Source organism: Flavobacterium sp., assembly GCF_040383245.1.
Lineage (GTDB): Bacteria > Bacteroidota > Bacteroidia > Flavobacteriales > Flavobacteriaceae > Flavobacterium.
In genome coordinates, this window is the sequence record NZ_JBEIDX010000015.1 from 48,154 (window position 1) to 61,583 (window position 13,430).

Genomic DNA, 13,430 nt, shown 5'->3' on the forward strand with positions numbered 1-13,430 from the left:
ATTATTTTGAATAATAAGTTAAATTTGCTCGGACTTTTTGATAAAGTCGCAACTCAAATATTTTTTATGACTACAGAAATTACGACTGCAAAAGAACTTCAAAAAATGGACCCTGTATTTGGGCAACTATCATTTGATAATCATGAACAAATTGTTTTTTGCAACGACAAAGATACTGGATTAAAAGCAATAATTGGTATACATAATTCGGTTTTAGGTCCAGCATTAGGTGGTACAAGAATGTGGAATTATGCAAATGAGTGGGAAGCATTAAATGATGTTTTACGTCTTTCTCGTGGAATGACCTATAAATCAGCAATTACTGGTTTAGATTTAGGTGGAGGTAAAGCTGTAATTATTGGTGATGCTAAAACTCAAAAAACACCTGAATTGATGCGCAAATTTGGAGAATTTGTAAATTCATTGTCAGGTAGATATATTACCGCAGAAGATGTTGGTATGGTTACTGCTGATATGGATATAGTTAGAGATGTAACTCCTTATGTTACTGGAATTTCTGAATCTCGTGGAGGTTCTGGAAATCCTTCTCCTGTTACAGCTTATGGTGTGTATATGGGAATGAAAGCTGCGGCAAAATATCAATTTGGTTCAGATAATCTTGATGGTAAAAAAATATTAGTGCAAGGAATTGGTCATGTTGGGGAAACTTTAGTTGAATACTTAACAAAAGAAGGAGCCTTGGTTCAAATTTCTGATATTAATGAAGCAAGACTTCAAGAAGTTAGTGCAAAATATGGTTCTACTATTTATACAGGTGCCGATTTATATTCTGCCGATGTGGATATTTATGCACCTTGTGCACTTGGAGCTACAATTAATGATGATACAGTAAATAAAATTAAAGCAAAAGTTATTGCTGGTGCTGCCAACAATCAATTGGCAAATGAAAATATTCATGGTCCAATATTACAACAAAGAGGGATTTTATATGCTCCTGATTTCTTGATTAATGCAGGTGGAATTATAAATGTTTTTTCAGAAATTGCTCATTATGATAAAGCAGAAGCGATGCGTAGAACAGAGAATATCTATAATACTACTTTAGAGATTTTTGACTATGCAAAAACTAATAATTTAACACCACAAAAGGCTGCAATGGAAATAGCTGAAGCTAGAATTGCACAAAGAAAAAAAGAAAAGGCTAATTTATAGCTACTGATTTAAAAATAGTTTTATTTTTGCAAAGCGAAAGAGAAATCTTTCGCTTTGTTTATTAAATACAAATAAAAGTTCTTATCCGTGTTAAACAGAAGACATATCCGAATTAAAGTAATGCAATCCATTTATGCTATGCATCAAAGTGGATCTGATGTACTTGAAAAACAAGAAAAATTTTTACAAGCTAGTATTGAAAACATAGAAGATTTGTATTTAATCTTGTTGTCTTCTTTGATTGAAATTCGAAATAAAGAAATTCAATACATTGAAATTGCTAAGCAAAAACACTTGGCCACTCCTGAAGAAAGAAATCCCAATTTACAATTTGTTACCAATCCTATTTTAGTCGCTTTGGCTGAAAATGAAGCTATACAAAGCGCACTTGAAAAAAGAAAAATTAACAATTGGCAAATAAATGACGATACAATATTAATGCTTTTGCAAGTAGTTAAGCAAAGTGAATTGTATGAAGAGTATATGGGTAAAAATGCTGTTACTTTTGAAGATCATTCCACTTTTGTAGCCGAAATGTTTTCTGAATTGATTGCTCCAAATGAAAAATTATATTCTTACTTAGAAGATTTTAAATTGACTTGGGTAGATGATATTCCGGTTGTGAATACCTTAATATTAAAACAACTTAAACAAGTTTCAGAAAAGAAAAATATCGTATCTATTCCTTCTATTTATAAGGACGAAGAGGATAAAGATTATGCAATAGATTTGTTTAGAAAAACCGTTTTAAATGAATCTGCTTTAGCAAAAGAGTTCCTGGATAAAACACCAAATTGGGACATGGATCGTATTGCTGAATTGGATACTATCATTTTGAAAATGGCGATTTGTGAATTTTTAAAATTCCCGTCAATTCCATTAAAAGTAACTATTAATGAATATTTAGAGTTAGCTAAAGAATATTCTACTCCAAAAAGTAGTATATTTATCAACGGAATTTTAGATAATTTAGTAAAAGATTTCCAATCTAATAATAGAATCAATAAAGCCGGAAGAGGCTTAATGTAAATTATAAAATAAAAAAAGTTATGGGACAATTAAGTCAGTTTTTACCGTTTATTTTAATGTTCGTGGTTATTTATTTCTTTATGATTTTACCACAACAAAAGAAAATTAAAAAAGAAAAAGAATTTGAAAGTAGTTTAAAAATAGGGGATAAGATTATCACGAAAAGTGGTCTTCATGGGAAAATTTCTGAATTAGCAGAAACTACTGTAGTTGTTGAAACCATGTCTGGTAAATTAAAAATGGAGCGTTCAGCTATTTCATTAGAAATGACTAGCTCTTTAAATAAAAAAGTATAAGTTTTACATTCTATTAATAAAATCCAAATTCCAATTTTAATATTGAAATTTGGATTTTTATTTTGAAAAATTTGTTGTTGCTGTTAATTCGGCAATTTTCACAATTACATCTACCGCTTTTTGCATACTTTCTACCGGTACATATTCATATTTACCATGAAAATTATGTCCGCCAGCAAAGATATTCGGGCAAGGTAATCCCATATAAGACAATCTTGATCCGTCTGTTCCTCCACGAATTGGTTTGATAATTGGTACAATTCCTAATTCGCGCATTGCTTTTTCGGCTAAATCTACAATGAACATCATTGGTTCCACCTTTTCACGCATGTTATAATACTGGTCTTTGACTTCGGCAATACAAATGTCTTCGCCAAATTGAGCGGCATATTTTGCATTAATTTTAGTAATTATTTGATTTACTAGTTCTTTTCTTTTTTCAAATAATTGCATGTCATGATCTCTAATGATTAATTCTAATTTGGTTTCTTCTAAGCTTCCAGAAAGGCCTGTAACATGAAAAAATCCTTCGTAATCAATGGTTTCTTGCGGAATTTCATTCTTAGGCAATTCATTAATAAAATCATTTGCAATTAGCATTGAATTAATCATTTTACCTTTTGCGTAACCCGGATGAACGCTTTTTCCTTTGAAGATAATTTTGGCCCCAGCCGCATTAAAATTTTCATATTCTAATTCGCCAATTTGACTTCCATCCATAGTGTAAGCCCATTGTGCTCCAAATTTCTCTACATCAAAAATATCGGCACCTCGACCAATTTCTTCATCGGGTGTAAACCCAACTCTGATTTTTCCGTGTTTAATTTCTGGATGTTGCACTAAATATTCCATTGCAGTAACAATCTCAGTAAGACCTGCTTTATCATCGGCACCAAGAAGCGTTAATCCATTAGTAGTAATTAATGTTTGTCCTTTATAAAGTAATAAATCTTTAAAATAGCTAGGGGAAAGGACGATGTTGTGTTCTTTATTTAATATAATATCACTACCATCATAATTAGGAACGATTTGCGGTTTTACATCCTTTCCAGTAAAATCTGGTGAAGTGTCGTAATGTGAAACAAATCCAATTGTAGGGACTTCATGATCTACATTGCTTTCAAGAGTTCCCATTACATAGCCATTATCGTCAATTGTTACCTCTGTAAGTCCGATAGTTTTTAATTCTTTTACTAATAAATTAGCTAAATCAAATTGCTTGAATGTACTAGGAGTAGTGGCTGAATTTGCATCCGATTCGGTATCAATTATAGCATAGCTAATAAATCGATCAATAATATGTTGCATGAAGTGTATATTTTTTTTCATTGCAAATATACAAATTGGAAGTATTTAAAAAATGAAAGAAAATTAGAAATAAATATTTATTTCTTTAGAACTTTATATTGTTCGTAGCATTGGCTAATGGCATCCAATATTTGTAAATCATTGGCTGTTTGAATAAATGCCTCAGAATAATTACAATGTTGAAGAATTTCAGGAATATCCTTTTTATCAATTCCTAATAAAATAGCAACGGTCTCTCTATCAAATTTAGTTTCAAGAAGTTCTTTAACTGTATTGTCCTTTTTCATTTCCTTAAGTTTCTTCAGCTCTTTTGGTTTTTTCCCGAAGAAATTATAGAGCATATCGGCAGGATTAAATATCGAGCTCATAACTCTTGAAAAGGCTTTAGGCGAATATTCGCCCGCTTCGTATCCTTGTGGCAAACCAGAAATACTATATCGAAAGTTTTCTTCATCTGGAATTAACTTGGTGTCTACTTCAAGGTATCCTGTTAAGTTGTATTTTCTAACTTTAACTTCTTCTAACGCAATTGCCTTTTCGGTTAATTCAATTTTCGCATTTCCATTTTTTACCCAATCATTGGTAACTCTAACTCGTAATGATTGAAATCCAATCATGGTAATGTGTAGGGTGTCATTTACGTCGGCATCTATTTCAAAATTTCCTCTTGCATTTGAAATAGTTCCTTTTACTTTATTGATGTTGATAATATTTACGTTAGGTAACGGAAAAGTAGTCGTACTATTAATTATAGTACCGTAGACTTTTTTAGTAGCATTTGTTTGCTGTGAAAAGGCATTAATTGAAAGAGAAAAAAACAATAAAGCGACGAAATATCTCATGTATTAGTTTGAAAGTTTAAATGTATAAAACTCTGTATAATATTTTTCTCTTTACTATAATTATTATCAGAAAATTAACAAAAACAAATTATTCTAATTGAAGAATCCCAAATTTCATTTTGTTGAAATGAAATTTGGGATTTATAATTAAAGGCAAAAAGTAGTGATTAACTTCTTCTTGGTCTTCTAGTTTTTGCTTCGTCAAATGAACGACCTGCAGGTCTAGAAGATGTGCCTTCAGATCTTCTTGAAGGTCTTTCTTCTCTTTGAGCAGAACCAGGCTCTCTTCTTGAAGTTGATGTTCTTTCACTTCTAAATCCGCTTTCTTTTCTGTCGCTTCTTGGGCCAAAGCTGCCGCTTCTTGAACCGCTGTTTCTATCTCCATCACGTCTTCCGCCAAATCCGCCGCGTCTTTCACCACCAGAATTTCTTCCGTTGTGATCGCGTCTTCCGCTTCCGCCGCCACCTTCATTTTTAGAAATCTCTACATTGATTCGTCTTCCGTTAAGATCAAATCCGTTAAGGATAGACATTACTTTGTCGGTATGTTCTCCATCGGTATTAAAGAATGAAAAACCTTCTTTAACATCAACTTTAAATACATCATCACGACCTAATTCTAATGTTTCTTTTAAGAAATCTTTCAATTGCATCCAATCAAAGTCATCTCTTGCGCCAATATTAATAAAATATCTTACTGGATCTCCAGCTCTAATTTCTCTTGGCTCAGAACTTCTTTCGCTTCGATCACTTCCTTTTTCACCAGATAAATCTCGTTTCTTTTTGTAATAATTAATGAAACGGTTAAATTCTACAGAAACCATTTTTTTAATTAATTCCTCTTTAGTTAATCCATCTAAAACTTCATTAATCGCTGGAAGATAGTTGTCAATTTCATGATCAACCTCTGTATCCTTAATTTTATTTGCTAGGTGTAACAATTGAATTTCGCAGATTTCCATTCCAGAAGGAATAGTTTTTTCTTGAAATTTTTGTTGGATGATTCTTTCAATTGAAGCAATTTTACGAATCTCACTTTTAGTAATGATAACTATTGAAGTTCCCAGTTTTCCTGCACGACCTGTTCTTCCAGAACGGTGGTTATAAGTTTCAATTTCATCCGGTAATTGGTAGTTTACTACGTGAGTAATATTATCAACGTCAATTCCACGAGCCGCAACATCGGTTGCAACAAGCATCTGAATTTGACGACCTCTAAAAGATTTCATTACGCCGTCACGTTGCGCTTGAGATAAATCTCCGTGCAATGCTGCAGCGCTATAACCATCTTCAATTAATTTTTCGGCAACCGCTTGAGTATCTCTTTTGGTTCTACAAAAAATTACTGAAAAAATATCTGGATTAGCATCAGCTAATCTTTTTAATGCTTCATAACGGTCGCGTGCATTCACGCAATAAAATTCGTGAGATACCGTAGCCGAACCTGAATTCTTACTTCCTACAGTAACTTCTGCAGGATCATGCATGAATTTTTTAGCAATTCTAGCTACTTCAGCTGGCATTGTTGCCGAGAATAACCAAGTGCTTTTATCATCGGGTGTATCAGATAATATAGAAACTATGTCTTCATAAAACCCCATGTTTAACATCTCATCTGCTTCATCTAGAATACAAAAGTTGATGTTTTTAATATTTACAAGACCTCTATTTATCATGTCTTGCATTCTTCCCGGAGTTGCAACAATAATTTGTGCTCCTCGTTTAATTTCTCTTGCTTGCTCTGTAATGCTGGCACCACCATAAACGGCTACTGTATGTAAACCTTTTACATATTTTGAGTACTGTTTAATTTCATTGGTGATTTGTAAGCAAAGTTCCCTTGTTGGGGATAAAATTAATGCTTGTGTGCTTCTGTCCTCTGCATCTAATTTCTGAATTAGCGGAAAACCAAAAGCTGCTGTTTTTCCTGTACCGGTTTGTGCTAAAGCTACTAAGTCGGTGTTTTTTTCCAATAAGACTGGAATCGCTTTTTCTTGCACTTCTGACGGATTCTCAAATCCTAGATCTTTAATCGCCAGCAGTAACGATTCATTCAGACCTAATTGTTCAAATTTATTCATATTGTATTTTAAAATTGGGTGCAAAGGTAGTTTTTAAAAACCATATAAACTAATTTGTTTTTTATTGATTTTCAATTAGTTAGATTTTATTTATAAATTATTTTTTTTATAACTCATTAATAAGGATGTATTATACTTAAAAAAATCTTACTAAAAATATTTTTTTTGTAAGATTTTTCAATTTACTAATCTATTTATCTATAATTAATAGCTTTTAATCGGATATTTTATAAAATTTTAATTTTTATCTACAATTAAAGTCAATTTGTCGTTTTTTAAGTCAATTATCAGCTACTTGTTGTTAATATCCTAAAATAACTTTGTCCCGTGAAATAGAGGCATAATTTTCTTATTAAAGTTTTCCAAATATTTCATCTAACATAACCTCATTTAAAGTCTTAACCTTTTTAAATAGTATGAAAAAAATTAAAATTACAATTATTGTGCTTTGTTTATCTGCTATGTCAGTAGCACAAGTTGGTATTGGAACCAATACACCTGTTGCGGGAGCAATTCTTGAATTAAAAGCAACAGATAAGTCTTTATTGTTAACTAGAGTAGCAACTACAGCCGCAGTAACCACCCCTTTAAACGGGATGATGGTTTATGATATTTCATCTAATTGTATTAAAGGATATCAAAACGGAGCTTGGACAGGATGTTTAAGTTCATGCGGAACTGCTAGCACTCCACCAAATTATGGTGCTTCGCGAAACCCTTGTGCTGCATTAGCTGATATTAGAGATTTTTGTTTTTCAAATAATTCTTCAGGAAGTTTTAGTTATCCAATGTTTATTTCCGGTGATGGATATGTATATGGAGGTTGGCAATCAGATATAAACAGTATGACCGGTTTTGGAAATGTGTATTCTGGAGATGCTTCAAATACCTATGCCTATTCCTCTGGTGATATATATTCTGCATATCCAGCAGCAAATATTCTTTATCACCTACCCAATGCAAGATGGAAACGAATAATAGGTAGTAGCTCTTCAGGAAATGTAATGTTTGGAATAACCGAAGAAGGTAAAATGTATTCATGGGGTGGTGCAAATGGTGCAACTTGGCCCTCTTTTGGCGTATTAACAACTTTTACAAACAGAACTCAGGCGAGTACACCAAGAGAAATAGTTAATACGGATGGAAATCAATGGAAAGAAATTTATTGTACTGGAGAATTTGTTTATGCAGTAGATCACACAGGAAAATGGTGGTCTTGGGGAGGTAGAACGACAGCGGTTTATAATGGTATTAGTTTTGCACATACTCCAACTGCAACCTCGCCCTATTTTTTAATACCTAAACCATGTGCAGCATTAGTTCCTGCGCCTAAATACAATCCAAATTTGGAAGAAACTTTTGCTGCATATCAGGGAAATAACGCAGTTTGTTTTGCCTATATAGGCATAGATAATAAAGTGTACACTTTTGGTGATAATGCTCTTGTTTACTATGGTCCTAATATTACAACCCCACAAATGATAAACCTTCCTGCAGGCGTAACTCCTAAAAAAATTATGACATTTATGCTTTCAAATTTTTTGGTTCTAGGGGATAATGGAGTCTTATATAGGTTCGGTAATGGCGAATCTACAATCCCGGCTGTAGGAAATACTGCTGTTCCGCTTAATACAGGTTCATACTTATTTAAAGATTTTGTAACTGGATATTATGCAATTCATGGAGTGCCTTTAAGTGGAGGAGATATGGTGAATATTTCCTATAATCCTTCAAATGCAGTTATACAGCTTGTTCAAACAAGAGTAATTCTAGGCACTTCGGGTTTTAATGTGTTAAAATTATGGAGAGACTTCCAGGAAAATATATTAGTAAAGGACGGTACTAATGGTAATTTATACACTTATAATACTGTAGGTAACTTGAGTAATACAACATGGATATCAAGAGCAATTGGTTTTACTATACCTAATGTAATTGGATCAAATTTAGATGCAAATGGTAATATATTAAGGAATGTTGGTCCTTTTAAACTTATTAATTGTCAAAACTAAATTTATATCTGTCCTATTATACAAATAATCGGATTTATAAAAAAAAAGTTTTGATAAAAATGTAATCGAATTTTACAATGAAAAAAATAATAATAAGTACATTAATATTAATAGTAAATACTTCTATTTATTCCCAAGTAGGAATAGGAACTATTGCCCCAGTTGCCGGTTCTTTATTAGAACTTAAAGCAGCCGACAAAGCACTAATTTTAACAAGAGTTGCTGGCTCGGCAACTATCTCTACACCTGTAGATGGAATGCTGGTTTATGATACTTCTTTGAATTGTTTTCGAAGTCGTGAAAATGGAGTTTGGACTCCTTGCTGGAATTGTTGTGCTACCCCAAATACTACAACAGGAACTATTTCGGCCTTAAATTGTGCAGGTGTTATAAAAACAGGAACTCTTACTAGTTCCACTGCAGCTTCTGCGGTGAGTGCCGAATTTTCATATACTGGGGGAAATGGAGGGACTTTTACAGGTCAAACCGTTACTTCAACAGGCATAACAGGATTGACTGCAACACTACTAAATGGAAATCTTGCTACTGGAGCTGGTACAGTAACCTATGTTATTTCAGGAACTCCATCAGCAGCAGGAACATCAAGTTTTGCATTAACCATAGCTGGACAAAATTGTACGCTTATTCTAACTGTTTTGTAATTAATAGCTCTTAGTAATTTATTTGGTATAAGGAAATATAATTAAAGTAGATTTTTTTCAGAATTAGCCCTAATTCAATAAAATATAAAAATGAAAAATAAATATTCTAGAAATATAATTTGGTTGCTAATTGTGATGTTAATCACTATAAGTAACACTATATACAGCCAATCTAGTAGTTTTGGTAATACCTATATCTTCAATAATGGAGAAATGGGCATTGTAGATATTCAACATAATTTTTTTAATGGGGGCTCAGGAATTCAACCAGGTATAGTAGGAACTGATAGAATTTTAACACAAGGCTTTATGAGTTTTGTAGGAACAGGTAGTTGGACAGGCGCTTCGGATTCAGCTTTTGTAGATGGTTATGTTAAAACCTATAAGTCCACTGCTTTTACTTTCCCAATTGGAGATAATAATAAATACCGACCTGCAGCAGTATCTGCAGCTTCATTAGCAAATCCTTCAAATGCAGCTTATTATGGAATTAGTGCTACCACAGCGATTACATCGAGATTAAGAGGTGGAAACGAACCGCTTTTACCCACAGGAGGTCCATATAATACTGCTCTTATGGGCGCAGGAGTAGGATCTGTAAATAATGTGGAATATTGGGATATTAATGGAGCCACTTCTGCAAAAATTACCCTAACTTGGGATGCCAGTAGTGCAATAACATCATTATCTTCACTTTCTATTTTAGGTTGGAACGGAACACAATGGGTTGCCATTGCTTCTTCAGTTGATTCCACCTCTCTCTTGGGCGGTTCGAGTACTTTGACTACAGGATCTATAACTACAAATGTAAACTTAGTTCCAGATACATATGGAATATACACTTTAGGAACAGTTTGTAATGCTGGAAATTCTGCTCCAGTATTAAGCAATTCTTCAATAAGTAATGTTTGTCCTTTATCAACTGTAAATTTAAATTCTTTAGTTACAAGCAGTACTCCTACAGGGGTTTCTTTAGTTTGGTTTACAAATAACACACACTCGGGTTCTGAATATGCAACACCAACAACGGCTGTTGCAGGAACCTACTTTCCTTTTTATTTTGATAGTGTAAATAGTTGTTATAGTCCATCAGGTACTTTGATAACAGTAAACATAACTGCTACTCCAGATATTCCTTCGGTAGCAAGTACAACCCAGCCAACTTGTGCAGTTTCAACAGGAAGTATTGTTTTTTCGGCACAAACAGGTGTAGAATATAGCGTTGATAATGGATTAAATTATCAAATTAGTCCAACATTTTCAGGATTATCAGTAGGAACTTATAATTTAATTGTTCGAAATAGCACAAATATAACTTGTACTTCAACTTTACCCAGTACAGTTACTTTATACACCCCTTCAATAACTTCACCTAATTTAATTGTATCTGGAGCTGTTTGTAATGGAACCACATATAATGTTAGTTATAGTACTAATGGAATTATATCTGCCTCTGCAGGAACAATAACAAGTAATACAATAACAGGTATTCCAGTTGGTACTAATTTGGTTTTGACTTCTGTTTCTGTTAATGGATGTGCAAGTACTCAAAGTACAGTTGTATCTCCAACAAGTTGTAGTAGCCCACCAGTTGGATGTACTACACCAACAATAAGTGCAGGTTCTGGAGTTTGTTCTGGATCTGGAACATATAGTGTTTCTGTATCTGCAAGCGCTGGAGCTATAATTAGTTCAAATACAGGAACAATTTCTGGAAATTCCATAACCGGAATTGCCATTGGTTCTTCTGTAACAATTACAGCAACAAATGGAGCTTGCTCAAATTCATTAATTATTTCTAGTCCAAATGATTGTAATACGCCATGTGCTTCATCGAGTGTAAGTTACAGTGTTGGTTCTTGTCAAGGAACAACATACAGTGTTTCTATCGCTAATCCAAATGGAGTAAGTATTTCAGCTTCATCCGGCACAGTAACTTCTGCAAGTATAGTTGATATTCCAATAGGAACTAATGTTACAATTACTTCAACAGCAACTGGATGTATTCCTGAGATAGTAAGTTTAATTTCTCCATCAGCTACTGCACCAAATTTAATTGTATCTGGAGCTGTTTGTAATGGAGCAACATATAATGTAAGTTTTAATACAAATGGAGTAATTTCAGTTTCTTCGGGTACAATTATTAGCAACACAATTACAGGTATTCCGGTTGGAACTAATTTAGTTATAACTTCAACTACTATTAATGGATGTGCAAGTACTCAAAGTACAGTTGTATCTCCAACAAGTTGTAGCAATCCACCAGTTGGATGTACTACACCATCAATAAGTGCAGGTTCTGGAGTTTGTTCTGGATCTGGAACATATAGTGTGTCGGTGACAGCAAGTTCAGGGGCAATAATTACTTCTAATATCGGAACTGTCTCAGGGAACTCAATAATTGGAATTACTGTTGGATCTTCCGTTACAATCACTGCAACTAATGGAGCTTGCTCAAATTCATTAATTATTTCTAGCCCAAATGATTGTAATACACCCTGCGCTACAACAAGTGTAAGTTATAGTGTTAGTGCTTGTTTAGGGGAAACCTATAATGTTAATATAATAAATCCAAATGGAATTAGTATCAATGCATCGTTAGGAACAGTAGGCGCAAATTCAATTACAGATATTCCAATTGGAACTAATGTAACTTTATCTTCAACTACTTCTGGGTGCGCAAATGAAATAGTGATTTTAAATTCTCCTTTAGGTTGTTTACCAGATTTTACTCCAACAGTTGATATAGATAATGTAGTTTTTTTAACTGCAGGAGTTTCTAGAGATTTTGTAGTAAATATTTCAGAAACTAGATCTTCACGATCAAATGGTCAAATAATTTTTGTTATTCCAAAACAGTCAGGTTTCACAATAACACATAGTGCCTCAACAATATTATCTAGCGTTGGTGGAGGAACAGCTGTAAATAATGGAGATTGGAATATAACTGAAAATTCATTTTTCATTACAGCTACTTCTAAACCAAATATGATAATTGATTCTTATTCATTTTCTAGTATTGGATTTGAAATTTTCAGAAAACCAAATATTCCAAATCAAACTTGGCAGCCAATAACAATAACCGTTTTAAATAGCTCAGGTTCAGACAGTATAGAAGATAACAACACCTATAATCTAATAATTAAAACACAATAAATTAATTAAAAATTCACTTTTAAAATAGATACTATGAATACAATTTACAAAACTGTAATATTTTTTATTACATTATTAGTTGCCCCTTATGGATTTTCTCAAAACGCAGATCCTGGAATTGGAATTCTAATGAGTCCTGCAAGTTTGACATTAGGAACAACAGGAATTCTTAGTGCAAATGTTGGAAATTATGGAAATAGAACTATTGTGGCAAATTCATTAAGAGTAACTATTTCAGTTGGTACAGATGCTGAAATAATTGGAATAGCTGCTGGAAGTGATGCTAGATGGACATTATTAACTTTGACTTCAGGATCAGGAAATACAATTCGTTTAAAAAATACAGGTGGTGGATTTGGCTCTTTTGATGTTGGAGATATTTTGTTAACTGTGAAAGCAAATGTTGTAAGCGGCCCTGATTTAATTCTTGGGAATATAGTATATATTACTGCAGCAAATCCACTTTTATGCGGTGTTTGTCCTCCTACACCATTAAATGTCTCTCAAGGTAATGCTAGTACAACAAACGATAATTCTCAAACTAGTTTGGCTGTTACTTTTCCAGTAATTGATGCAGTTGTAGATACTCCAAGTATAGTATCAGGAGGAACTACCCCAAGTGTATTAATAAATGATACTTTAAATGGAGTTGGTCCAGTAGTAGTTGGAACTGCCCCAGGCCAAGTAACTTTGACTTCAACACCAAACGGTCCATTATCAATTAATCCTGACGGAACAATAACAGTAGCACCAAACACCCCAGTAGGAACCTATCCAGTTACATATACCATATGTGAGGTAACCAATCCAACAAATTGCGATTCGGTAACGGTAACAGTAACGGTAACAGCTCCAGTAATTGATGCAGTTG

9 protein-coding genes and 1 pseudogene are annotated in these 13,430 nt (G+C 33.3%); 7 read left to right on the top strand and 3 right to left on the bottom strand.

The annotated features are described in order from the left end of the window. Positions 1–66 precede the first annotated feature (66 nt). The 3 genes from ABWO08_RS07700 (at position 67) to yajC (ending at position 2,498) form a co-directional block, all read left to right on the top strand. Entirely contained in the window at positions 67–1,173 is a 1,107-nt protein-coding gene (locus ABWO08_RS07700) for a Glu/Leu/Phe/Val family dehydrogenase (RefSeq protein WP_353084879.1), read from the top strand. An 87-nt stretch (positions 1,174–1,260) separates the two neighbouring features. Continuing rightward, entirely contained in the window at positions 1,261–2,202 is a 942-nt protein-coding gene (gene nusB / locus ABWO08_RS07705; RefSeq protein WP_353084881.1) for a transcription antitermination factor NusB, read from the top strand. 20 nt (positions 2,203–2,222) lie between these two features. After that, positions 2,223–2,498: a preprotein translocase subunit YajC gene (gene yajC, locus ABWO08_RS07710; RefSeq protein WP_353084883.1), complete on the top strand. Its 276-nt coding sequence runs from the start codon at positions 2,223–2,225 to the stop codon at positions 2,496–2,498. A gap of 57 nt (positions 2,499–2,555) precedes the next feature. On the opposite strand, the gene pepT is transcribed toward yajC, so the two are convergent. The 3 genes from pepT to ABWO08_RS07725 all read right to left on the bottom strand — a co-directional run bounded on the left by pepT (position 2,556) and on the right by ABWO08_RS07725 (position 6,729). Continuing rightward, positions 2,556–3,806 carry a peptidase T gene (pepT, locus tag ABWO08_RS07715; RefSeq protein ID WP_353084894.1) on the bottom strand — a complete coding sequence of 417 codons (1,251 nt, stop codon included), beginning with the start codon at positions 3,804–3,806 and terminating at the stop codon, positions 2,556–2,558. A 77-nt stretch (positions 3,807–3,883) separates the two neighbouring features. Next, entirely contained in the window at positions 3,884–4,648 is a 765-nt protein-coding gene (locus ABWO08_RS07720; RefSeq protein WP_353084885.1) for a carboxypeptidase-like regulatory domain-containing protein, read from the bottom strand. Between the two features lie 167 nt (positions 4,649–4,815). Next, positions 4,816–6,729, bottom strand: a complete 1,914-nt coding sequence (locus ABWO08_RS07725) for a DEAD/DEAH box helicase (protein WP_353084887.1) — start codon at positions 6,727–6,729, stop codon at positions 4,816–4,818. A 416-nt stretch (positions 6,730–7,145) separates the two neighbouring features. Between ABWO08_RS07725 and ABWO08_RS07730 the strand changes: the two genes are divergently transcribed. The 4 genes and pseudogenes from ABWO08_RS07730 to ABWO08_RS07745 form a co-directional block, all read left to right on the top strand. Then, complete coding sequence (locus ABWO08_RS07730; protein ID WP_353084889.1) at positions 7,146–8,741, top strand: phage tail-like protein; 1,596 nt, start codon at positions 7,146–7,148, stop codon at positions 8,739–8,741. A gap of 77 nt (positions 8,742–8,818) precedes the next feature. Next, complete coding sequence (locus ABWO08_RS07735) at positions 8,819–9,403, top strand: phage tail-like protein (RefSeq protein ID WP_353084891.1); 585 nt, start codon at positions 8,819–8,821, stop codon at positions 9,401–9,403. 90 nt (positions 9,404–9,493) lie between these two features. Next, a complete protein-coding gene (locus tag ABWO08_RS07740; RefSeq protein WP_353084892.1) occupies positions 9,494–12,559 on the top strand; it encodes a beta strand repeat-containing protein in 3,066 nt (1,021 codons plus the stop codon). Between the two features lie 33 nt (positions 12,560–12,592). After that, a pseudogene (locus ABWO08_RS07745) lies at positions 12,593–13,430 on the top strand (hypothetical protein); the annotation flags it as partial.